Origin of the sequence: Streptosporangium sandarakinum (assembly GCF_013409935.1) — a bacterium.
GTDB lineage: Bacteria > Actinomycetota > Actinomycetes > Streptosporangiales > Streptosporangiaceae > Streptosporangium > Streptosporangium nondiastaticum.
In genome coordinates this window covers 3,055,660-3,078,441 of the sequence record NZ_JACCCO010000001.1, presented here as the reverse complement: position 1 = coordinate 3,078,441, position 22,782 = coordinate 3,055,660, and the positions used below count along the sequence as shown (strand labels likewise).

The 22,782-nt window shown below is 70.3% G+C and carries 21 protein-coding genes; 14 read left to right on the top strand and 7 right to left on the bottom strand.

Annotated elements, in window-relative coordinates; genetic code table 11:
- Positions 1 to 19: 19 nt before the first annotated feature.
- The 3 genes from HDA43_RS13775 to HDA43_RS13765 all read right to left on the bottom strand — a co-directional run bounded on the left by HDA43_RS13775 (position 20) and on the right by HDA43_RS13765 (position 2,551).
- Positions 20 to 901 carry an HAD family hydrolase gene (locus tag HDA43_RS13775; RefSeq protein WP_179820574.1) on the bottom strand — a complete coding sequence of 294 codons (882 nt, stop codon included), beginning with the start codon at positions 899 to 901 and terminating at the stop codon, positions 20 to 22.
- Between the two features lie 141 nt (positions 902 to 1,042).
- Entirely contained in the window at positions 1,043 to 1,756 is a 714-nt protein-coding gene (locus HDA43_RS13770) for a DUF5667 domain-containing protein (RefSeq protein WP_179820571.1), read from the bottom strand.
- Between the two features lie 153 nt (positions 1,757 to 1,909).
- On the bottom strand, positions 1,910 to 2,551 hold the full coding sequence (locus HDA43_RS13765; RefSeq protein WP_179820568.1) for a sigma-70 family RNA polymerase sigma factor: 642 nt from the start codon (positions 2,549 to 2,551) through the stop codon (positions 1,910 to 1,912).
- Between the two features lie 201 nt (positions 2,552 to 2,752).
- Here HDA43_RS13765 and HDA43_RS13760 point away from each other — a divergent pair, with 201 nt between their 5' ends.
- Positions 2,753 to 4,393, top strand: coding sequence for a putative quinol monooxygenase (locus HDA43_RS13760; RefSeq protein ID WP_179820565.1), 1,641 nt, complete (start codon positions 2,753 to 2,755; stop codon positions 4,391 to 4,393).
- A 21-nt stretch (positions 4,394 to 4,414) separates the two neighbouring features.
- Here the strand turns inward: HDA43_RS13760 and HDA43_RS13755 are convergent, their stop codons facing one another.
- Entirely contained in the window at positions 4,415 to 4,663 is a 249-nt protein-coding gene (locus tag HDA43_RS13755; RefSeq protein ID WP_179820562.1) for a glutaredoxin family protein, read from the bottom strand.
- Between the two features lie 399 nt (positions 4,664 to 5,062).
- On the opposite strand from HDA43_RS13755, the gene HDA43_RS13750 reads away from it, so the two are divergent.
- The 10 genes from HDA43_RS13750 (at position 5,063) to HDA43_RS13705 (ending at position 16,568) form a co-directional block, all read left to right on the top strand.
- The gene (locus tag HDA43_RS13750) at positions 5,063 to 5,770 is read left to right on the top strand and encodes a redox-sensing transcriptional repressor Rex (protein WP_179820559.1); all 708 of its coding nucleotides are present in this window, start codon (positions 5,063 to 5,065) and stop codon (positions 5,768 to 5,770) included.
- A gap of 97 nt (positions 5,771 to 5,867) precedes the next feature.
- The gene (locus HDA43_RS13745) at positions 5,868 to 7,172 is read left to right on the top strand and encodes a glutamyl-tRNA reductase (RefSeq protein ID WP_179820557.1); all 1,305 of its coding nucleotides are present in this window, start codon (positions 5,868 to 5,870) and stop codon (positions 7,170 to 7,172) included.
- Complete coding sequence (hemC, locus tag HDA43_RS13740) at positions 7,139 to 8,089, top strand: hydroxymethylbilane synthase (RefSeq protein WP_179820554.1); 951 nt, start codon at positions 7,139 to 7,141, stop codon at positions 8,087 to 8,089. Before HDA43_RS13745 ends, hemC begins: the two co-directional genes overlap by 34 nt.
- Positions 8,086 to 9,666: a bifunctional uroporphyrinogen-III C-methyltransferase/uroporphyrinogen-III synthase gene (locus HDA43_RS13735; RefSeq protein WP_179820552.1), complete on the top strand. Its 1,581-nt coding sequence runs from the start codon at positions 8,086 to 8,088 to the stop codon at positions 9,664 to 9,666. Before hemC ends, HDA43_RS13735 begins: the two co-directional genes overlap by 4 nt.
- Before the next feature lie 130 nt (positions 9,667 to 9,796).
- Positions 9,797 to 10,783: a porphobilinogen synthase gene (gene hemB / locus HDA43_RS13730; RefSeq protein WP_179820549.1), complete on the top strand. Its 987-nt coding sequence runs from the start codon at positions 9,797 to 9,799 to the stop codon at positions 10,781 to 10,783.
- Positions 10,784 to 11,047: 264 nt separating this feature from the next.
- Positions 11,048 to 11,689, top strand: a complete 642-nt coding sequence (locus HDA43_RS13725) for a bifunctional DNA primase/polymerase (RefSeq protein WP_179820546.1) — start codon at positions 11,048 to 11,050, stop codon at positions 11,687 to 11,689.
- Between the two features lie 880 nt (positions 11,690 to 12,569).
- Complete coding sequence (locus tag HDA43_RS13720; RefSeq protein WP_246424339.1) at positions 12,570 to 13,232, top strand: AfsR/SARP family transcriptional regulator; 663 nt, start codon at positions 12,570 to 12,572, stop codon at positions 13,230 to 13,232.
- A gap of 669 nt (positions 13,233 to 13,901) precedes the next feature.
- The gene (locus HDA43_RS13715) at positions 13,902 to 14,657 is read left to right on the top strand and encodes an ATP-binding cassette domain-containing protein (RefSeq protein ID WP_218911718.1); all 756 of its coding nucleotides are present in this window, start codon (positions 13,902 to 13,904) and stop codon (positions 14,655 to 14,657) included.
- 5 nt (positions 14,658 to 14,662) lie between these two features.
- Complete coding sequence (locus HDA43_RS13710) at positions 14,663 to 15,904, top strand: DUF7224 domain-containing protein (protein ID WP_446697291.1); 1,242 nt, start codon at positions 14,663 to 14,665, stop codon at positions 15,902 to 15,904.
- Between the two features lie 49 nt (positions 15,905 to 15,953).
- Complete coding sequence (locus HDA43_RS13705; protein ID WP_179820538.1) at positions 15,954 to 16,568, top strand: hypothetical protein; 615 nt, start codon at positions 15,954 to 15,956, stop codon at positions 16,566 to 16,568.
- 108 nt (positions 16,569 to 16,676) lie between these two features.
- On the opposite strand, the gene HDA43_RS13700 is transcribed toward HDA43_RS13705, so the two are convergent.
- Positions 16,677 to 17,879 (bottom strand): TerC/Alx family metal homeostasis membrane protein, encoded by a 1,203-nt coding sequence (locus HDA43_RS13700; protein ID WP_246423978.1) that lies wholly within the window; start codon positions 17,877 to 17,879, stop codon positions 16,677 to 16,679.
- Between the two features lie 906 nt (positions 17,880 to 18,785).
- On the opposite strand from HDA43_RS13700, the gene HDA43_RS36860 reads away from it, so the two are divergent.
- Entirely contained in the window at positions 18,786 to 19,025 is a 240-nt protein-coding gene (locus tag HDA43_RS36860; RefSeq protein ID WP_179820536.1) for a hypothetical protein, read from the top strand.
- A gap of 56 nt (positions 19,026 to 19,081) precedes the next feature.
- Here the strand turns inward: HDA43_RS36860 and hemL are convergent, their stop codons facing one another.
- The gene (gene hemL, locus HDA43_RS13690) at positions 19,082 to 20,377 is read right to left on the bottom strand and encodes a glutamate-1-semialdehyde 2,1-aminomutase (RefSeq protein ID WP_179820533.1); all 1,296 of its coding nucleotides are present in this window, start codon (positions 20,375 to 20,377) and stop codon (positions 19,082 to 19,084) included.
- Between the two features lie 109 nt (positions 20,378 to 20,486).
- Here hemL and HDA43_RS13685 point away from each other — a divergent pair, with 109 nt between their 5' ends.
- Both HDA43_RS13685 and HDA43_RS13680 read left to right on the top strand, forming a co-directional pair.
- Entirely contained in the window at positions 20,487 to 20,930 is a 444-nt protein-coding gene (locus HDA43_RS13685) for a MarR family winged helix-turn-helix transcriptional regulator (protein ID WP_218911716.1), read from the top strand.
- A 5-nt stretch (positions 20,931 to 20,935) separates the two neighbouring features.
- A complete protein-coding gene (locus HDA43_RS13680; protein ID WP_179820530.1) occupies positions 20,936 to 21,277 on the top strand; it encodes an ester cyclase in 342 nt (113 codons plus the stop codon).
- A gap of 517 nt (positions 21,278 to 21,794) precedes the next feature.
- Here the strand turns inward: HDA43_RS13680 and HDA43_RS13675 are convergent.
- Complete coding sequence (locus HDA43_RS13675; RefSeq protein WP_179820528.1) at positions 21,795 to 22,739, bottom strand: EamA family transporter; 945 nt, start codon at positions 22,737 to 22,739, stop codon at positions 21,795 to 21,797.
- Positions 22,740 to 22,782: the final 43 nt, after the last annotated feature.

Here is a 22,782-nt window from a genome sequence, read left to right as displayed (position 1 = left end):
GGCCGCGGCCGTACGGAGGTCAGCGGGCGCGGTGGAGGCGGCGCAGCGCGACGGCGGCCGCCACGCCCCCGGCCAGCGCCCCCACGCCCGCGGCGATGGGCAGGCCGATCATGGTGGCCTTGCGGCCGGTGCGGAAGTCCTTGATCGCCCACTGGTTCTGCCGGGCGTGGTCGCGCAGCTCGGCGTCGGGGTTGATCGCGGTGGCGTTGCCGACGATGGACAGCAGCGGCAGGTCGTTGGCCGAGTCGCTGTAGGCCGAGCAGCGGCTCAGGTCGAGGCCCTCCCGGCGGGCCAGCGCGCGCACGGCCTCCGCCTTGGCGGGGCCGTGGAGCAGGTCGCCGACCAGGCGGCCGGTGTAGACGCCGTCGCTGGTCTCCGCCACGGTGCCGAGGGCGCCGGTCAGGCCGAGGCGCTGGGCGATCACCCGGGCGAGTTCCACCGGGGTCGCGGTGACCAGCCAGACCCGCTGGCCGGCGTCGAGGTGGCTCTGGGCCAGGGCGCGGGTGCCGGCCCAGATGCGGTCGGCCATCACCTCGTCGTAGATCTCCTCGCCCAGCTGGACGATGTCCTCGACCTTGTGGCCCGCCACGAACGCCAGCGCGGCCTCCCTGGCCTCGGCGATGTGCTCGGGGTTCTCACCGCCGCGGACCCGGAAGACCGTCTGGCCGAACGCGAACCTCAGCAGGTCGCGGGTGGTGAACAGGCCGCGCGAGGCCAAGCCGCGGGCGAAGTAGTAAATGGACGCGCCGCGCATCATCGTGTTGTCCACATCGAAGAAGGCGGCGGCGGTCGGGTCGGGCTCGACCATCGGCAGCGCGACCGCCGCGGCGGCCGCCACCTCCCCGGCTGCCACCTCTCCGGCCGTCCCCGCCCCACCCCGGTCTCGCAGTAGCCGCCTCATAGCCCTCAGCTTAACCGGAGCAGGCGGGTTAAACCGGTATACAACGCGTGGCCGTGAGGCGACGTACGGCGGGCGGGCGGCCCTCCGGCGGCCCGGCGACCGGCCCGCGCGGCGGCCCTGAACGGGGCCCCCGACGGCTCGTCAGCCCGAGGGAGCCAGCTGGATGATGTAGTGAAGATAGCCGTTGGCCCGGCGCTGATCCTCGACGTCCAGCTTGGGGAGCATGCCCTCGATCTGGTTCCGCTGCTTCTGGACGAAGCGCTTGAGCTGGCGGGAGTCGCGGACGTCGCGGCGGCGCACCCGGGTGAGGGAGGAGACCGCCGAGCGGGTGGTGTCCTCCATGTCCTTGAGGGTCTGCCGGATCAGGCGCTTCTCCCGCCGGGAGGAGCCGAGGAGCTCCTCGACCTCGTGGGCGCGGGTCTCGGCGTAGCCGAAGGAGCGGTCGGCCCGCTCGGCCTCGTCGGCGCTCAGGTGGAACAGCGTGCTCTCGGCGGCCCGCTTGAGCGGGTAGAGCGTCTCCCCGGGCATCGACCGGTAGGTGGCCAGGCCCGCCACCAGCATCACCGCCACCAGCACCGCGCTCACCAGCCGGTAGAGCGGGCCCGGGCGCGGGCACCGCACCCGGACGCCCCGCCGCCCGCGCCGCCGGTGCCGGGCACGGCGCGCCGGGACGGCCGGTTCCGCGGGCTCGTCGGCCCCGGCGAGGTCCTCCCGGGCGGCGTTCGTCAGGCGCTCGCGCAGCCCCGCGCGGAACTCCGGCCGGGGCGCCCCGCCCATCCGGGTGCCGAGCCTCGTGACGTGGCTCCGGGCGCGTGCCCGGGACCCGCGCGAGATGCCCGGCGGCCACTCACCCATGAACGCTCCCTGCCGCCCCAGATCCGTGACGCATCGTGTCACCTGCCTAACGACGGCCCGGCGCGGCGGGTTACGCGCCGCGCGTACCGGGCTTCGGGCGCCCTCACGGGGGCCTCGCGGGGCTCCGCCGGGCCTCGCGCCGCCACACGCGGTTCAGCCGAGGTCCGACGGCAGCGCGCGGGCGAGCGCCCGGATCGCGCGGAACTGCAGCGCCTTGATGGCGCCGCTCTTCTTCCCCATGATCAGCGCGGTCTCCGCCAGCGACATGCCGTGCAGGAACCGCAGGACCACGCACTCCTGCTGCTCGGGTCCCAGATCGCGGACCGCGCTGAGCACCCGGTCGCTGACCATGGCGGTGACGACGGCGTTCTCCGGGATGTGGGGGCCGTCGAGCGGGGTGTCGATCACCTCGGCGGTCGAGACCTCCAGCCGGTACCTGCCGGACTTGAAGTGGTCGGCGATCAGGTTCCTGGCGATGGTCACGAGCCAGGCCCCGAAGTCACGGCCCTGCCAGGTGAAGTCGGCGATCCGGCGCAGCGCTCGGAGGAAGGTCTCGCTGGTGAGGTCCTCGGCCAGCGGATGGGAGCCGACCCGGAAGTAGACGTAGCGGTACACCAGGTCGAGGTAGCGGTCGTAGAGCGCGCCGAACGCGTCCGTGTCCCCGGTCTTGGCCCGCAGGACGAGCTCGCGGAGCTCCTCCACGGCGTCCGCGCGCGCGGCGGGCTCGTCGCCGCGGGCGGGGGCCGTCCCGACGGCGGTGGGGAGGTGCCCGGCGAGCGGCCACGTGTCTGGCATCCGGTATCCCTGTGGGGGAGAGGGTGCGGCGTGCCCGCTCACTCTAGGAATCAAACGGGTGATTCCACAATCCAAACGCCAATTCATGACTTACGGTAATCGTCCGGTGTCGCGGCCTCGGGGCCGGTCCGGCCGCCGTACCGGGCCGTTCGGCCGCCCGGCTACCCGTAGGGGGCCGATGTCCGGCAGCATGGGGACACCATGGAAGTCCTCGTCGCTGTCATCGCATTCGCCGGATCGCTCCTCGCGGCCGTCGCCACCGCCGCCCTCGTCGGCCGGTTCCGCAGCGAGCCCACGGGATGGGCGGTCGCCTGGAGCCTCACGACGGCGGCGCTGTGCGTGTCACTCGGAGTGATCGGCGCAGGTCACCTGCTGGGATTCGGGGCGGGCACGTTCCGCGTCTACCAGCTGACCGGCTCCCTGCTGGCCCCGCTGTGGCTGGCCGTCGGGGTCGTCCAACTGCTGGTGCGCGGGGCCGGCATCAGGTTCGCCTCCTGGCTCGTGGGCGCCGGGTTCACGATCGTCGGCGCGGTGATCCTGGCGGTCGACCGGGTCGAGGAGGAGAAGAGCTTCGGCAAGTCCCTCCCGGTCGGGAGCGTCCACTGGGGCCTGCCGCCGACCTACGTCCTGCTGGCCGTCCACGTCGTGGCCGCGCTCGTCCTGGTGGCGGGCGTCGCGCTGACGGTGAAGCGGTGGAGGGGCGGCGACGAGTACGACGCCGACAACATGCACGCCCTCCTGGTGCTGGGCCCGACCGGCCTGGCCCTCGTGGGGGCGATGAGCTTCGCCGTACCGGGGATGTTCACCGCGCTGCTGCTCTGCGTCAGCGCGGCCGCGGTCTGGTACAGCCTGCTCCGCCCGCTCGCGCCGTACGAGGACGACGAGGACGAGGACGGGTACGACGAGGCCCCGGCGGGCGGCGCCGCCGGTGGGCGCGAGCCGGCGGGCCGCCGCGCGGCCTTCGGGCAGCCCCCCGCGGACGTCCAGGTCGCGGGGCGGCGCGCCCTCGCCGAGGAGTCCCCGCGCCGCTCCGGCCTCGGCGACCTCGTCGCCGAGTACCGTGCGGGCGAGCCGGAGCCGCAGGCCGCGGGCCGCGGGCACCGGTCCACGCCGCCCCGGCCCGCAGGGGACGACCCGTTCGGCGGCCCGGCCACCGGCATGTTCATGGCGGGCGAGTACGGCATGCCGCCCGCCGCGAACGGGCACGACCGGCAGGCCGGCCCGGCCGACGACCGGGTCGCCTCCACCGGCGAGTACAACGTGCCGCTGAACGAGTACGGCAGGCACTCCGGCGGCCCCAGCACCGGTGAGTTCGCCGCCCCCGACTCGCCGCTGCAGCCCATGTCGGCGGACCAGGCGTTCGGCGCCCCGCAGTCCCGGCACGGGCGCTCCGCCGAGCCGTCCCCGGGCGTTCCGGGGGCCCCGGGCGGCCGCGGCCGGACACCCGAGCCGCCGGAGACCGGCGCGATGTACCCCGGGGCGGCGGCCGGGCGGCCGGGCGGGGCCGGGCGCCCCTCGCCGAACATCTTCGGGCTGCTGACCGTCTTCACCCTGATCGACGGCACCGGCGAGATGTTCGACCGGCTGGCCGAGGAGACGGTCGAGGCCGTCCGCGGCGCGGAGCCCGACACGCTGATCTACGCCTGTCACGCCGTGAAGTCGGCCCCGCTCCAGCGCATCGTCTACGAGATCTACCGCGACGAGGTCGCCTACACCGAGCACCAGCGCCAGCCGCACGTCGAGCGGTTCGTCAGCGAGCGCCAGAACATGGTGCTCGCCACCAACGTGATCGACCTCAGGGTGAACGCCGCCAAGGTGCTCCCGCTGCCGACGTCCTTCTAGCCCCGGCGGGCCGGCCGTCCCTCAGGAGGCCAGCGCGGCGCGCAGCCTGGCCTCGTCGACACGCCAGAAGTCGTGCTGCACGCCGTCGACCAGTGTGACCGGGATCATCTCCCAGTACTTCTCCTGGTCCTCGGCGGAGGCGGTGATGTCGCGCTCCTCCCAGGGGACGCCCAGCTCCGTGGCGACCCGCTCGATCACCGCCCGGGCGTCGTCGCACAGGTGACAGCCGGGCTTGCCGAGCAGGGTGATGCGGTGGTCCTGCGGTGCCATGGCAGCCACCGTAGCCGAGCCGTACGGCGGTGCCGCGATCGGCGTGCCCCGCCGCGCGCCCGGAGGCGCCGGGTTCGGTGTCAAGACCCGTGGCCTGAAGGACCGTGCCCCGCCGCGCGCCCGGAGGCGCCGTCCCGGAGGAACGCCCGGGACATCGGGAGGCGCCGTCCCGGAGAAGAGCCCGGAATGCCCGCCGGACTCCGGACACCGTAGGACGTGCAAGGACGCCACGGGGCGTTCCTGGGCATCGATGACATCAGGGCCGCACGAGCGCGGATGCGTGAAGTTTCACTTTGTGCATCGCTTCACAAAGGGACTAACCTGAAAGACAGTGGCCTCACCTCGTCATCCGCCGCGTTCCGGCCGCGCCGGTCGCCTGTCCCCCTGGAGCTCCGGCACGTGATCCGCCGTCCGTCCCACGCTCGCGAACGCGGCATACCCGAGGCGACCGTCGCCAGGCTGCCGCTCTACCTGCGAGCCCTCAACGGCATGTCCGAGAGGGGCCTGGCCACGGTGAGCTCCGAGGATCTCGCGTCGGCGGCCGGGGTGAACTCCGCCAAGCTCCGCAAGGACCTGTCGCACCTGGGCTCCTACGGCACCCGCGGGGTCGGATACGACGTCGAGTACCTCATCTACCAGATATCCCGTGAGCTGGGTCTCACCCAGGACTGGGCCGTGGCCATCGTCGGAGTGGGTAACCTCGGTCGTGCGCTCGCCAACTACGGCGGGTTCGTTTCCCGCGGCTTCCGGGTCGCCGCCCTCTTCGACGCCGACCCCGAAGTGGTGGGCGACCACATCGCGGGATTGAATGTGGAGCACATCGACGATCTGGAGGCCGTCATCAGGCGGCGGGGAGTGTCGATCGTGGTGCTCGCGACGCCGGCGGCGGCCGCCCAGCAGGTGGCCGACAGGGTCATCGCCGCCGGGGTCACCAGCATCCTGAACTTCGCCCCCGTCGTGCTCACGGTGCCCGAGGGCGTCGATATCCGTAAAGTCGATCTATCAATTGAACTTCAGATCCTCGCGTTCCACGAGCAGCGCAAGACGGATCGGATGAGTGGGGGACCCGCGATGGCCGAGGAGTGGCCCGAGGCGGTGGACTTGTGAACGGCGGACCAGGAAGGCCCCGGAGGTACGGCATCGCCCGGGCAGGCGCGGACACCGCGGCCGGCCGGCGCAGGCCGGTGAGGGAGGTCGAGACCCGGTGAGTGTTCTCGTCGTCGGTCTGAGCCACCGCACGGCTCCCGTGGCACTGCTCGAACGGGTGTCGGTCACCGGTGACGCGCTGGTGAAGCTGCTTCACGACGTCCAGCGCGACCCCGCCGTGGCCGAGGCGATGGTGGTCTCCACCTGCAACCGGGTCGAGGTCTACGCCGTCGTCGACCGGTTCCACACCGCGGTCAACGGGCTGTCGGAGCTGCTCGGCGTCCACTCCGGCGTCCCGCTCGACCAGCTCTCGGCCCACCTGTACGTGCACTACGAGGACCGTGCCGTCGAGCACCTGTTCTCGGTCGCCGCCGGACTCGACTCGATGGTCCTGGGCGAGGGGCAGATCCTCGGGCAGGTCCGCTCGGCCCTGCGGCTCGCCCAGGAGGAGGGCACGCTCGGCGCGACGCTCAACGAGCTCGTCCAGCAGGCGCTCCGGGTGGGCAAGCGGTCCCACGCCGAGACCGGCATCGACCGGGCGGGCGCGTCCCTCGTGGGCGTGGGCCTCACCCTGGCCGGACGGGTGCTCGGCCCGATCGGGGACCGCACGGCGCTGGTCGTCGGAGCCGGCTCGATGAGCTCCCTGTCGGCCGCGACCCTGCAGCGGGCGGGCGTCACCGACATCGTGGTGGTCAACCGCACCCACGAGCGCGCCGTACGGCTGGCACAGGCGGTCGGCGGCCGGGCCGCCGAGTTCGGCGAGCTGGCGGCCGAGCTGGCCCGCGCCGACCTGGTGATCTCGTGCACCGGCGCCACCGACCTGGTCATCACCGCCGACATGGTCCCGGCCAGGGAGATGTTCCTGCTGGACCTCGCGCTGCCGCGGGACGTCGATCCCGCGGTGCGGGACCTTCCCGGCGTCACCCTCGTCGACCTGGAGTCGATGCAGGACGGCACCGCCGACGCCGACACCGACGACGGCGGGCGCGCCGAGGCGATCGTCGCGGTGCGGGAGATCGTCGCCGAGGAGGTCGCGGCCTACCTGTCGGCCGAGCGGGCCTCGCGGGTCACCCCGACCGTGGTCGCGCTGCGCAGCAAGGCCGCCGACGTGGTGGAGGCGGAGCTCGGACGGCTCGTCTCCAGGCTCCCGGAGCTCGACGGGCGGGCCAGGGACGAGGTCACCCAGACGATCAGGCGCGTGGTCGACAAGCTGCTCCACGAGCCCACCGTGCGTGTCAAGCAGCTCGCGCAGTCCCCGGCGGGAGATCATTATGCCGAGGCGCTGCGCGAGCTGTTCAACCTGGACCCGAAGGTCCCCGCCGCAGTGAGATGCGCAGAGGTCGAGAAGGAGGTGGGCAGGTGAGCGACGTTTCCTCCCCGCTCAGGATGGGGACGCGCCGTAGCCTCATGGCGACGACCCAGTCCGGCCTGGTCGCCGACCGGCTCACCGCGCTGACCGGCCGGCCCGTCGAGCTCGTCGGCGTCACCACCTTCGGCGACGTGTCCAGGGCCAACCTCACCCAGCTCGGCGGGACGGGCGTCTTCGTCAGCGCGCTGCGCGACAAGCTGATCGATGGCGAGATCGACTTCGCGGTCCACTCGCTCAAGGACCTGCCCACCACGCAGGACCCGCGGGTGACCATCGCCGCCATCCCGCCGCGCGACGACCCCAGGGACGCGCTGGTCGGCACGGCGAAGCTCGCCGACCTCCCGCCCGGCGCGAAGATCGGCACCGGCTCCCCCCGCAGGATCGCCCAGCTGCGGCTGCTTCGCCCCGACCTGGAATACGTCCCCATCAGGGGAAACGCCGAGACCCGGATCGGCAAGGTGACCTCCGGCGAGCTGCACGGCGTCGTACTGGCCGCCGCCGGGCTCGGCCGGCTGGGCCGCGAGTCGGAGATCTCCCAGATCTTCGAGGTCGAGGAGATGCTCCCCGCGCCCGGGCAGGGCGCGCTGGCCGTGGAGTGCCGGTCCGACCGGGCCGACCTCATCGAGTTCCTCGGCGTGCTCGACGACGCCGCGACCCGGGCCGCGGTGACCGCCGAGCGGGCCGTGCTCGCCGCCCTGGAGGCGGGATGCGCCGCGCCGGTCGGGGCGTACTCCGCTCACCAGGGGGAACAACTCATTCTTACCGCCGCTGTCGTCGCCGTGGACGGCAGCCGCGCGGTGCGCAAGTCCACCGCCGGAGACCCTTCGGCGTCCGCGAACCTCGGTCGCGACCTCGCCTCCGAGATGATCGCCGAAGGGGCCGGCACGTTGATAGGGGAGCAAGCACATTGAGCTCCGGAAGTACCGCCTTCGAGAGCCCCGCGGGCTTCGTCGCCTTCGTGGGCGCCGGTCCCGGTGACGAGGGCCTGCTCACGCTCCGCGGCGCCGACCTGCTCTCGAAGGCCGACCTCGTCGTGCTCGACCGGGAGGCCTACGGCGCGCTGCTGCGTCACTGCCGTCCGGAGGCCGAGGTCGTGGACGCCGCCGAAGAGGGCGCCGTCTCGCTGCGGGCCGTCACGGCGGCCAAGGACGGCCGCCGCGTCGTGCGCCTGTGCGCCGGCGACCCGATGTTCTTCTCCTCGATCACCGACGAGGTCACGGCCTGCGCGAAGGCGGAGGTGGACTTCGAGATCGTGCCGGGCGTGCCCCCGGCCACGGCGGTGCTGACCTACGCGGGCATCCCCGCGGCGGTGTCGGTACCGGAGTTCCGGGTCGTGGACGCCACCCAGGTCGAGGACTGGTCCGCCCACGCGGCCGGCGCCGGCACCCTGGTGATCTACAACGGCGTCACCGAGGCCGTCCCGATCGCCAAGGCGCTCATCGCGGCCGGCCGCCCCGACTCCACCCCGGTCGCCGTCAGCGGCGCGGGCACCACCACCGAGCAGTACACTGTGGTGAGCACCCTCGGCCGGATCGGCCCCGACCTGAAGCACGCCGGGGTGACCGAACCCGCCCTGATCGTGGTCGGCGAGGCCGTCGGCATGCGCGACCGGCTGTCGTGGTTCGAGACCAAGCCGCTGTTCGGCTGGCGGGTGCTGGTGCCGCGCACCAAGGAGCAGTCGGCCGCCCTGGTCGAGCAGCTCCACTCCTACGGCGCCGTGCCCGAGGAGGTCCCCACGATCTCCGTCGAGCCGCCGCGCACCCCGCAGCAGATGGACCGGGCGATCAAGGGCCTGGTCACCGGCCGCTACGAGTGGGTGGCGTTCACCAGCTCCAACGCGGTCAAGGCGGTCCGCGAGAAGTTCGAGGAGTACGGCCTGGACGCCCGCGCGTTCGCCGGACTCAAGGTCGCGGCGGTGGGTGAGGCCACCGCCAGGGCGCTCGTGGCGTTCGGCGTCAAGCCCGACCTGGTGCCGTCCGGGGAGCAGTCCTCGGAGGGCCTGCTCGCCGAGTGGCCGCCGTACGACTCCATGCTCGACCCGATCAACCGGGTCCTGCTGCCCCGCGCCGACATCGCCACCGAGACGCTGGTGGCCGGGCTCACCGAGCTCGGCTGGGAGTGCGACGACGTGACCGCCTACCGGACCGTCCGCGCGGCGCCGCCGCCCGCGCCGATCCGGGAGGCCATCAAGGGCGGCGGGTTCGACGCGGTGCTGTTCACCTCGTCGAGCACCGTGCGCAACCTGGTGGGCATCGCGGGCAAGCCGCACAACGTCACGGTCATCGCGGTGATCGGCCCGCAGACCGCCAAGACGGCCGAGGAGTTCGGCCTGCGCGTCGACGTCATGGCCGACAGGCCCTCCACGTCGGCCCTGGCGGCCGCGCTGGCCGAGTACGGCGCCAAGCAGCGGCAGGCCGCCGTCGGGGCCGGAGACGTCCCCCGCAGGCCCTCCCAGACCCGGAGGGGAGCCCGGCGCCGCGCCAAATAGACTGGGAACCGTGCCGCGAACGCCGCCCGCAGATCCGGGGCGTCCGCGGCGGCTTTCGCGTTTCCAGCGGGCTGAAACCATACGTGTCCCCCGGCTCCTCGATCCTTGTGGCCGGGGAGAGGGAGGACCCATGACCGCCCAGTTCCCGGTCGCGCGTCCCCGCCGGCTCCGCCGTACCCCGGCGATGCGGCGGATGGTCGCGGGGACCAGGCTGCACCCGGCGGAGCTCGTGTTGCCGCTGTTCGTCAAGGAGGGCATCGATCGGCCGAGCCCGATCGCCTCGATGCCGGGGGTGTTCCAGCACACCCGCGACTCGCTGCGCAAGGCCGCCCACGAGGCGGCCGAGGCGGGCGTCGGCGGTCTCATCCTCTTCGGCATCCCCGCGGTGAAGGACGCCCGGGGTTCGGCGGCCGACGACCCCGACGGGATCGTCCAGCAGGCCGTCGCCGACCTGGTCTCCGAGGTCGGCGACACGATGGTCGTGATGACCGACACCTGCCTGGACGAGTTCACCGACCACGGCCATTGCGGCATCCTGACCCCCGACGGCGAAGTCGACAACGACGCCACCCTGGAGCGCTACGCCGCCGCGGCGGTGGCCCAGGCCCGCGCCGGATCGCAGTTCATCGCGCCCAGCGGCATGATGGACGGCCAGGTCGCCGCGATCCGCGCGGCCCTCGACGCCGAGGGCTTCCAGCAGGTCCCGATCATGGCCTACTCGGTGAAGTACGCCTCGGCCTTCTACGGGCCGTTCCGCGACGCGGCCGAGTGCGCGCCGCAGTTCGGCGACCGCAGCGCCTACCAGCAGGACGCGGCCGGGCCGATCGGCGAGGCGCTGCGCGAGGTGCGGCTCGACCTCGCCGAGGGCGCCGACGCCGTGATGGTCAAGCCCGCGCTCGCCTACCTCGACATCCTGCGCCAGGTGCGCGACACGGTGGACGTTCCGGTGGCGGCCTACCAGGTCAGCGGCGAGTACGCCATGGTCGAGGCCGCCGCGGCGAACGGCTGGATCGACCGCGACCGCGTCATCATGGAGTCGCTGACCGCGATCCGCCGGGCCGGGGCCGACACGATCCTCACCTACTGGGCGACGGAAGTGGCGCGCAAGCTCCGGTGACACCCGTCCGGCGAGGCCGGCGGGAGCGCACGCGGGCGTCGGCGGAACCGGTGGGAACGCCGTGTGACGCCGGGTGAGACCAGCGGCACACGGTGAGAACTGGGAGTTTGTCGCTTCGTCGTGGGGCGCGTGCGTTAGAGTGCGAGAACCGGTGCGGATGTGTCCCAGGTGGTGTAGACCCTGGCTGTCTGACTTCTCTTGCTCACCAGAATGCGGATATGTCCTCATCCGGGGGGTGCGAGTATGGCGGAGACGGAGGACACAATGGTGGGGGTACCACGGACTCGTCGCGGCAAACGACGTGCCCATCCGAAGCAGACGATCAGTTCGGTGCTGGAATACGCCTCCCTGGGCTGGGCGAGCTGTCCCGGGGCCCAGCCGATGCCCACCGGCCCCCGCGCGTGCTCCTGTGACCGCGTCGGCTGCCCCGACCCGGGCGCCCACCCGCTCTCCCGTGCCTGGCAGATCCAGGCGACCACCGACCCGGCCCAGCTGTCCCACTGGTGGCGGCACGAGCCCGAGGCGAACGTGATCCTGCCCACGGGGCGTGTCTTCGACGTCTTCGACGTACCCGCCGCCGGGGGCCTCGCGGCCCTCACCGCCATGGAGTCCAGCGGATTCATCCCGGGCCCGGTCGCCGTCTGCGGCGACCGGGTCCTTTTCTTCGTGGCCACCCGCAACGTCGCCGAGGACGAGGACGAGTGGTGGTCCTGCCCGCTCGACTACGGCCCCTCGACGATCGACGAGATGCCCGGACTGCGCTGGCACTGCCGCGACAGCTACGTCCTCGCCCCGCCCTCCACCCTCCCGAACGGCCAGACGGTCTCCTGGCTGCGCTCCCCGGACGGCCGCCCGCTGCCCGACCCGCTCCAGGTCCTCGACCGCCTCGCCGACGTCTGCGACTGACACCGGGGCGGCTGCGCGCTCGACGATGCAGCCGAGGCGTTCGCGGGTCCCGGAGGCGATCAGCGCCGTGGCGTGGCGGTGGCGTCGGCACAGGACGAAGGTCGTCCGCCTCGCCACACAGGGCATCCGCGGCTGAGGCAGAGCCAAGCGCAGCAGGATGCGCGGCGCGGTATACCGGGTCAACTGCATGGCCAGCGCGAACATGACTCGCCGGCTGGCGCGTCCGGCCGGCCCATGAACATCGTGATCGGAAGCGAAGCGGGATGTGCGCTGCTGATAGCGTCCCAGGGCCCCGGGAAGCCGTTGCTGGAAGGTCTGGCGGCAGCCACGCGTCGGGCTACCGAACGGCGAACCCGCACCATCGGCACGCGACGTGCATCGAGTGGGACATCCGCAACGCTTCGCTCGTAATGAACGTGTACACGCACCGTCTCGCCGCCGCGGCCCGGACGGGCGGCCCATCCGGAGGTCGTGCCCGTGTCCGTATCCGCTCACTCTCGTCCGAAATGTTCTCCGTGACCAGTGACGGTAACCCGGAAAATATTATATTTACAAGCTTGTCGGGATCACGCACGGCTCGCCATTGCACACAAGGGCCTTCCGTCACATCGAATCTGTGACGAAGCCGCTTGCCGGACAGGGCCGTAAAGGATCTGCTTCCGGTCATATTCGCCCGACAGTTTGCGATATGGCACGGTGGGAGTCGTGACGGGGTGGGATCGATGCCGACGTGGTTTGTGGAGGCTTCGTGGGTGGTTCGATCAGGCTGCGCGTTCTGGGAACAATGGAAGTCCTCCGGGGAAGGGAGTGGCTTCCGGTCGCGCCTTTGAAAGCCCGCGTCGTGTTAGGTTTGCTCCTCGCCCGTTGAGGGCAGGTGGTGATGACGCGCTGCCTGGTGGAAGCGTGCTGGGATGATCCACCTGCTACCGCTGACAGCCTGGTGAGACGTCAGATTATGAATTTACGCAGACGTTTCGAGGGTATCGGTCTAGCGACTCGCGGCGGCGGCTACTCCTTGTCCCTCGATGCCGCCGAGGTCGATCACTGTCTCTTCGAGAGCAAGCTCCATGAGGGGCGGACGAAGCTCATGCGCGGGCTCGCCGAGGATGCCGAAGAGGAAATTTCCAGCGCGCTGGATCTATGGAACGGCCCCGCCTATGCGAATGTACGCGGAGTGTACGAACTGGAGGCGGAGAGAGCGCGACTCGCCGAGCTGAAAAGCATAGCGACTATGTCGCTGGCCGAGGCGATGATGGCACAGCAGCGTCACCGCGATGCGGTAACGCTGCTCAGCCGAGCGGTGGAGGCCCACCCGCTGCGAGAGGATCTGTGGGAGCAACTGATGGTCGCCCTCTATCTGAGCGGGCGACGCGCGGAGGCCACCCGGGCCTTCCACGTGATGCGGCATCGTCTGATCGACGAAGTCGGCGTGAAGCCGGGAGCGAAGATACAGCTGCTGCACTCGATGGTATTGAGCGATGACTCCCAGGGAGTTCGCTGGGTGCTTTCTCCGAGCGGCCGGCGTGATGCCACCCCGCCGTGAATCAGCGTCTCTGGAGTCTCAAATGGAAGCGATCACGAAAAACGTTGGAACGGGTGCGCAGCGTCACCGGCGCCGGCCTCGGTGCTGATCGACCGCAACCTTTCTGCAACAAGAGGTGCAACGTCCTATCGAAAGAATGTCCCTGCCGCTCAGAGCACGTTGACCAGCGGATTCCGAGCGGCAGGACCATCCGAGCGGGGCGACTTCGCCCCCCAAGAGAAAGGATACGACGTATGCACGCACGCTTAAAGCGGGCTGCGGCCGGACTCGCTGGTCTTTTGGTCACCACGAGCGCCGCCGTGGCGTTGTCCGCAGGACCTGCTTCGGCCATGCCGTCGTGCACTAAGTACGAGGGTAAGACCTACGGCAAGGTCGACTGCAAGGGAAGCGGTCAGTGGCAGGGAGTATGGGACTGCGACTGGCAGGCCGACTACTGGACCGGTTGACTGGCGAGCCCTAGCAGTCGGAGCTTCACCTGCAACAGCCTCCTCATCCACATCGACGTCATGCTTCGATAGCGGACCGGCTGAAATCGTTCACCGGTTGTCTGTAGCTTTCTGACAGACGCCGGACTCGGTGGGGATTGGCGGCCGACAGGCTGGCTGTCAAAGGGCGGCCCCGCCATGGGCGGGTCCGCCTCAGGTTCGAGCGAGTTGTGGGAGGTCGTCGGTGGACTTCATATTCGAAGTCGAAGGCCTGGCGCAGGGTTACGGTTCCCGCCGGATTATCTCGGGTCTTTCCATGAGAGCCGCCCGGGGTGCGGTGGGGCTCCTCGGGCCGAACGGTGCGGGTAAGACGACCTTGCTGCGTACGCTGGCCACGGTGACGCCTCCCAGACAAGGAAAGATCCGAATTTTCGGCCAGGAGTTGCGCACCGATGCGGACGTACGGGAGGCCCGGCGATCGATCGGTTACCTACCGCAGGACTTCGGCTGTCATCCGGGGTTTTCCGTCTATGAGTTCGTGCGGTACTGCGCATGGCTCAGGATGGTGCCGGAACGAACGGCGGGCAAGGCCGCGCTTCGAGCACTCGACCAGGTCGGGCTCGCGGCCATGCGGTCCAGGAAGATGAAGGAGCTCTCCGGCGGCATGCTCCGCAGGGCGGGCATCGCCCAGGCCATCGTCGGCGAGGTGAAACTGGTGCTGCTTGACGAGCCGACCGTAGGGTTGGATCCCGAGCAGCGACTGGAGTTCCGTGACCTCATCCGTGAGATCTCAGGAGAGGCGGCGGTTGTTCTCAGTACCCATCTGGTGGAAGACGTCGCTGCGGCCTGCGGGACTCTCTACGTCATTCGTGACGGCGCTGTGGTCTTCTCCGGTACGCCGCAGCAGTTGACTGATCGGGCGGCACCGGACGGGCGAGGCGATACGCCGTTGGAACGTGATTACACCACGGCGCTCCGATCGTCGGCGGTGACGGCGTGAGCTGGATGATCTGGGTGGAGCTACGTCGTTCGCCAGCGAAGTGGGCCTTCCTTCTCGTTCTTGCGCTGGGGGGTGGGTTGATGTGGGCCTGGGGCCAGGGGTGGTATCTGGTCTGGCCGGAAGCCAGTGCGATGGCCGCCAATGCCTCGACCTACTTCGCCGCCGCGATTCTGGCCGGGATGGCCGCTTGGTCGGCACAACGAGACGTGCGGAACGGCATGCGGGACCAGCTGACCGTGGTTGCCCGCCGTCACTGGCAGACGGAGAGCGCCCACCTGACAGCTACCCTGATCTACGCTTGGTCCGGCATCGTGGTCTTCTCGATCGCGGCCATCCTGGTGGCGTCCGGTTCGGCCGGAGCGGGATTCTTCTGGCCCTCCTACCCGCTGTCGGTGTTCACGACGCTCACCGTGTGCGTGGCGAGCGGTCATGTGGTAGGGCGCCTCTGGCCGTCAAGGATCACCGCGCCGCTGGTGGCCGCGGCCGTACTTGTGATCCAGTTCATGACTCCGACGAATGCGCCGTTCGACTTCTCGGCCGTCACCGGCCCAGCCAGGCTGGAGCTCAACAACGAGGCACTCCTGGCACGATGCGCCTTCGCCGCCGGGGTGGTCGTACTGGCGGTGCTGCTGCGGTCGACGACGGCTCAGAGTAGATCATGGGCGCGACCTCTGGCGCTGCTGACGAGCGTGGCGGGGTTGCTGGCTTGGGTCACTTTGTCTGGCTCTCTGCAGGTCGCTCGTACCCCTCCGGCGAAGCCACTCTGTGCCGAACCGGGGGCGGGGGCACCGATGGTCTGCCTATGGCCGGAAAACAGCGTGTACCTTGGCACCGTTCTGGAAGCCGCGCGGCGAGTCTCGAAAGCCGCAGGAGGCGCTGTACCCCTTCCGAAGGTGTACTACGACAGTGGCCTGAAGCCGGACGGAACGCTGCATCCTTACTTCACCGCGCTGCCGGAGGTCGACGCGATCACCACCAGCATGGCCCTTTCCGGTTTCCTCCCGCCCGGGAAATGCCCGGATACCAGTGACGCCGCGATGGCGGCGAGGTACGACATCGGAGGAAGCGTCTGGGTGTGGCATGCGGCGGTGGCGAAGGGGGTACGGCAGGTCGGCACGGACGACTCCTTCATCCTGCCGCCGGCAGTGGCGAAGGAAGTGGACGCGATTCTCGCTAAACCCATGGCCGAACAGCGCGCATGGGCTAAAAAGCAAGTCAAGCGGACATGGGTCGGATGCAATGGTTGAGGGTTTCGGTGCTTTGCGTTCCTTCATGGAAACTCGGAGGATCAGGCCGATGCTCGGCGCTCTCCTCGTGCTCTCCGTTGCTGCCGGGCTGTGGGGACGGCTGGACATGTCCTTCCCTCAGGCGTTCGACCACCTCCGCACGCCGGTACCGGTTGCGGTGCTGCTTCCCATCCCCTTCGCCTGCGTCATCGTGGTGAGCTTGCACAGTACGATGGCGGGATTCGAAGCGGGGGCCGCTCGGCGGGTACGCCGTATAGACCTGGAGCAACTTGGGGTACTGACGGCTTCCTCCGTGGTGGGGCTGACGGTCGGCTTGTCGTTGGGAGGAGCGGTGGAGACCGTTCCGGCGGCGTTGCGGAACTTGCTCTGGTGGCTCGGTGTCGCCTGTGTCTCGGGAAGGATGTTCGGCAGACGGCTCGCATGGGTGCTCCCCCTCGCCGCTGCCATACCGGTTTACGTCTTCGGCGTCGTCGATGGAGAAGTCTCGGCATGGGCGATCCCCAAACTCGACGTGAATGTCCCGCATTCCTGGATGGTCTCGGGAGCCGTGGTGCTGGTCGGCATCGCGATGATTTCCATGGACCGTTACTGGAGAGCGCCGCGTCAAGCTCGCCGAACGGGTGACAAATCCGAGAACCTGCTCACCGACGTCAGCGTCCGCTGACACGACAGCGGACCCGCTCCATATGTTCGGGCCGGGTGCCGGTCTCCTTCAGTGAGCTTGCCGTGTTGGCTTTCACCTGGCGGCGTCAGCGCGCTGATGGTCGAGTGTTCACGAATGAGATTCGTGTTCATCAGGTGAGGAGAGCCGCGCGTCGCGGCGGTTGGCGTGGACGCTGGTGAGGGTGACGACGGCCAGGACCACGACGATGACCCCCAGCGAGAGCGGGGTGGGCACCTCCGGCACCCACGTCCAGACGCCGTGCGCCCAGTGCAGGACCAGCTTGACCCCGATGAAGGCCAGGATGACGCCGAGACCGTGGTTGAGGTGACGCAGCTTCGCCAGGACGCCCAGCAGCACGAAGTAGAGAGCGCGCAGGCCCAGCAGGGCGAAGGCGTTGGTGGCGAAGACGATGAAGGGGTCCTCGGTCACGCCGTACACCGCCGGCACCGAGTCGACGGCGAAGACGATGTCGGTGGCGAAGACGGCCACGATGGCCAGCGCGAGCGGGGTGAGGGCACGGCGGCCGTTCTCGTGGACGACCAGCCGGGAGCCGCGGTAGTCGTCGGTGACCGGCATGAAGCGCCGCACCAGGCGGACCGCCCGCATCGACGACACGTCGACGTGCTGCTCCTTGTCGCTCAGCGCCTCCCGGATGATCTTCACGGCGGTGAAGATCAGGATCGCGCCGAACAGCAGAAACGCCCACGTGCCGCTCTGCAGGACGGCCGCCCCGAGCGCGATGAAGATCGCCCGCAGCACCAGGGCGCCGATGATGCCGTACAGCAGGACCCGCTGGGCCAGCGCGGTCGGGACCGCGAAGGCGGCCAGCAACAGCATGAACACGAACAGGTTGTCCACCGACAGCGACTTCTCCACCACGTAGCCGGTGAAGAACTCCACCGCCTGCGCGGAGCCGAAGGCCATCCAGAGATAGACCCCGAAGAGCAACGGCAGCGCCAGGTAGAAGACGGACCAGGCGACGGCCTCACGCATCCGCACCTCGTGCGGGCGCCGGGTCAGCACGAAATCCAGCGCCAGCAGCAACACGAGGACGGCGACGCTGATCCCCCACAGCTGCGGGGAACCGATCGTCTGGAGACCCGCCGAGAGCGGATCGGCGCCGGACGGCGCGCCGGATGCTCCGAGGGCGGCGGCCTGCGGCGCGGCGGATCCCTCGAAGACGGGAGCCGGGAGCGCGGCGGAGCCGTCGAAGGCAGGGGCCGGGAGTGCGGTGGATGTCTCGAAGACGGTGGCCGCCGGGAACGCCACGGGTGGCGAATGAACGGCGGGCATCGAGAGTACAGCGGACATGACGGGCATGGGACCTCCTCGAACGCGCTTGGTCGTTCGAGGTCTCCTTCACCCGCTTCGCGCGGGCGACCGCCCGGGGACGTCGTGGAACGTCCGTACTGACCGGGTCGGCTCTTGGGAAGTACTCCCCTCGCCACCCCAGAGTAGGGCACCCAACCGGGACGACGCACGTCCATCCGGCGAATCACGATGCGCAGGGGATTCACCGGCGTGCCGCGGCGGGTGTTTCCCCTGGGGTCGCGCGGGTCGGGGCTTTTCCCGTTGGGGCGTTTCTCCTTCTTGGGCGGGTCGGTGGTCGCCGGGGTGGTCGTTTGTGCGCGCTGCGGTGGGTGGGTGTTCCGGCCGGCGCTGTGGTTGCCGTCTGGTTCCGACCGGCCTTCGGCCTGGCCTCGGGCGCGACGGTTTCTGGCGTTTTGAAGCCGGCCGGAACACCCACCCACCTCCGCGCCAAGACTGCTTCGGTCGTACGGCCCGCCCGCCGTAGCTTCTCCCTTTCCGCCCGCCCACGGCCCTCGCCGACGCTGAAGCGTCCCTATCGCTGGTTGCCGGGGCGGGTCGCCGTAGCCTTGCGGCCACACTGGCAGGGGAGAGCGCAGGGCCGGGCGCCGTAGCCGCTCTCCTCCGGACCGCGCATGGTGCCCGCCGTAGTCACTCTTCCTTCGGATCGGTCATGGCTCCCTCTCCTTTTCCGCTCTCGGTCTCCACCCGGGGAGTGGGAACGCCGAGGGGAGCGGGAAAAGGTGGAGCGCCAGGCCCCCACGGATTCGCCGCGGGAACGTGGACGGCGGGAGGGGGAGCGGTGTAACGGTCATGAGGTGAAGAGATCGGAGGCGAAGGGGAGAGAATGGAGGGAGGGCAACGGAGATGGTCCGAATGAACACACCCGGTGACGGAGACGATGTTACGGTGACCGACGTGAGCAGCGCCCTGGAGTACTGGCCTTCTCCACCTCCCTGGGGATGGACCGCCGACGACCTCGATCGTCTTCCGGCGGAGGGACCCAACGGCGAGCCCGACTTCTTCGAACACGTCGAATACGTCTACGAGCTCGATCCGGCCACCGGCGCGTACGGGCTCACCGGCATCCACCACGGGCGTCTGACCGTCCCGGTGCCCTTCCCCATCGACATCGACCTGGACGCGTAGAAGGGCCTGGCCCGCCTGTTCGACGGAATCGCCGTGGGCCGGCTGAGGAACGGTCCTCAGCCGGCCTGGGCGGCGGCCTTGGCGGCGAGGGGAAGGGCCTCGGCCACGCGGGTCAGGGCCTCGTCGTCGTGGGCGGCCGACAGGAACCACGCCTCGTAGGCCGACGGCGGCAGGTAGACGCCCTGGTCGAGCATGGCATGGAAGAACGCGCGGTAGGCGGCGGTGTTCTGCGTCTGGGCCGTGGCGAAGTCCGTGACCCGATCCTCGGTGAAGAAGATCGAGAACAGGTTGCCGGCGCGCTGCAGGCGGTGCGGAACCCCGGCGGCGGCGAGGGCGTCGGCGGCGGCTCGGCCGATCACCAGGGCGGCGGCGTCGATCCGGTCGTAGACCTCGTCGTCGCAGCCGCGCAGGGTCGCCAGGCCCGCGGCGCAGGCCAGCGGGTTACCGGACAGCGTGCCCGCCTGGTAGACCGGGCCCTCCGGGGCGAGGTGGGCCATCACATCGGCCCGGCCGCCGAACGCCGCGGCCGGCAGCCCGCCGCCCATGACCTTGCCGAAGGTCATCAGGTCGGCGTCCACCGGGTCGAGGCCGTACCAGCCGGCCCCCGAGACGCGGAACCCGGTGAGCACCTCGTCGATGATCAGCAGGGCCCCGTGCGCGGTGCACAGCTCGCGGAGCGTGGCGTTGAACCCGTCGAGGGGCGGGACGACGCCCATGTTGGCCGGGCACGCCTCGGTGATGACGCAGGCGATCTCGTCGCCGAAGGCGCTGAACGCCTCGGTCACCGCCTCGACGGAGTTGTAGGGCAGCACGACGGTGTCGGCGGCCGATGCGCCGGTGACGCCGGGGGTGTCGGGCAGACCGAAGGTGACCAGGCCGGACCCGGCCGAGGCGAGCAGGGCGTCGACGTGGCCGTGGTAGCAGCCGGCGAACTTGACGACCTTGGACCGGCCGGTGAAGCCGCGGGCCAGCCGTACGGCGGACATGGTGGCCTCGGTGCCGGAGCTGACCAGGCGGACCTTCTCCACCGGCGCGACCCGGTCGACGATCTCCTCGGCGAGCTCGACCTCACCGGGCGTCGCCGTACCGAAGGAGGTGCCGCCCGCCAGCGCCTCCTGCAGGGCCTCCACCACGGCCGGGTGGCGGTGGCCGAGGATCATCGGGCCCCATGAGCAGACGAGGTCCACGTAGCGGTTGCCGTCCGCGTCGGTGATGTAGGGGCCCTGACCGGACACCATGAAGCGGGGGGTCCCGCCGACGGCGCCGAAGGCCCGGACCGGGGAGTTGACACCTCCCGGGACGATCTCGCGGGCGCGGGCGAACAGGTCCTCGGACTTCTCAGTACGGCTCACGCCCTCCAGGGTAGTCACGCCCCGAGCCGCCTTCGCCGTCCCTCGCCCAAACCCTTTGACATATCAACTCTTGATCCCTTCAATAGAAGATCGGACCAAGGAGGTGGCCGTGGACCGGCTCCAAACCCCCGAGGACAGGTTCTTCCAGGACCTGATGGGCGGCTGTGCCGAGGTGCGGCAGGCGTTCTCCCGCCATGTGGGAATGAACGGGCACCGTCTCCAGACACTGATGCGGCTGTGGCGAAACGGTGAGACGAGCCACAGCGACCTGCGCCACGCCCTCGCGATCGACGGGGCGAGCGTCACACGCCTCATCAAGGAGTTCGAGGCCGAGGGACTGGTCAGCCGCCGCATCGACCCGGAGGACAACCGGTACACCCTGGCCGCGCTGACCCCCCGAGGCGAACGGACCGCCGCCGGGCTGGCGCGTGCCCACCAGGACTACCAGGTGCGGCTCCTCGACGGCGTCACCGCCGAGGAGCGGGAGACCGTGCTGCGGGTCCTCGGCCGCCTGCGCGCCAATGTGGCACGCATACCCTCCGAACAGGAGTGAAGCAGATGACAGACGACGCGAAGGTTCTCGCGCACCGCATGTACGAGGCGTTCAACACCCGTGACGTCGCGGCCGCCAAGACGATCTTCTCGGTGGACTTCGTGAGCCACCCTCTGGGCACCGTCGGTATCGAGAGCGTCATGAAGGCCTGGGCCGGGATGCACGCGACGTTTCCCGGCCTCAGGATCCTCGTCGAGGACATGCTCTCTGACGGAGACGGGGTCGCCGTCCGCACGACCCTGCACGGAACCCCGGCGGACAAGCCTCCCGCGATGATGGAGTTCTTCCGGGTACGGGACGGCCGCATCGCCGAGCTGTGGGGTCTCTCCACCCTCTCCCGTCCCTGAGGCTCTGGCCGACCGCAACCGGGCGCTTCAGCGGCATCGGGAACCGTGAGCGGTCCGAAAGGGAGCGGCTACGGCGCCCGGCCCTGCGCTCTCCCCTGTCAGTGTGGCCGCAAGGCTACGGCGGCCCGCCCCGGGCGGGGAAGCAGGGTGGCTTCAGCGTCGGTGAGGGTCGTGGGCCGGGCGGAAAGGGAGCGACTACGGCGGGCGGGCCGTACGGCCGGGCAAGTCATGGCGCGGAGGTGGGTGGGTGTTCCGGCCGGCTTCGAAACGCCGGCAACCGTCGCGCCCGAGGCCAGGCCGGAGGCCGGAGACCACCAGAGCCCGGCCACAACGCCGGCCGGAACACCCACCCACCGCAGCGCGCACAAACGACCGGCACGGCGACCACCGACCCGCCTAAGACTGGGGAAACACCCTAAAAAGCGGGAAAATCCCCAGCCTGAACGGCCGGAACACCCGAACAAACACCGGCCTGGCCGGTCAGGAACCATCAGTGGCCACAGCGGGGCCGTACCGGCTATCCCCCGGTGGGAGCGGTGCTGCCCGCGCGGGGCCGGTCACCGTCCCGCCGTCCCGCCCCGCCGGGGACCCCGCCGGAAGCTTCGCCGGGAACAGCCCTCCGGCGTGGGCGGGCGCCCGCGTACAGGACTCCGGAGATGATCAGTACGGCGGCGGCGAGCTTCATCGGGGAGATCGGTTCCCCGGTGACCAGAAGGGCCGAGGACATGCCGAAGACCGGGACGAGCAGGCTGTAGGGCGCGACGACGGACGCGTCGTACCTCTTGAGCAGGAAGCCCCAGACCCCGAAGCCGCCGAGGGTGGCGAGCAGCGCGACGTACAGGACGGCCAGCACGCCCTCGGTGGAGAGCCGCACCTGGGGGACGCCCTCGACCAGCAGTGACAGGCCGAACATGGGTACGGCCGCCACCGCGCTCAGCCAGATCATGAACCGCAGGGAACTGGGCGGCGCCGCCTTCCGCACCGCGATGTTGCCCAGACCCCAGCCGAACGCGCCGCCGACGACCAGGAGGAAGGCGCCGATCGGGCCGCCCTCGCCGCCCAGGTCCACGCCGATCAGCACCAGCCCGGCGAACGCGACGCCGAGGCCGGCGACCCGTCGCGCGGTGATCCGCTCCTTCAGCAGGAACACGGCCAGGACCACGGTGAACACCGCCTGGGCCTGGACGACGATCGACGTCAGGCCGGCGGGCATGCCGGCTCGCATGCCCAGCAGCAGGAGGCTGTACTGCGCGACGCCGAGTGTGGCCCCGGCGACCAGGACCCGCCGCCACGGCACACCGGGACCTCCGGCGAACAGCAGCGCCGGGAAGGCCGCCAGGGCGAACCGCAGCGTCACGAAGAGCAACGGCGGGAAGTGGCGCAGCCCCGCCTCCATGACGACGAAGTTGAAGCCCCAGACGGCGGCAAGGCCGATGGCCAGGAGAAGGTGTCTGGTTCTCATCTTTTCATCGTTGCTCACGCCAATAATTCAGGACAATCGAGAC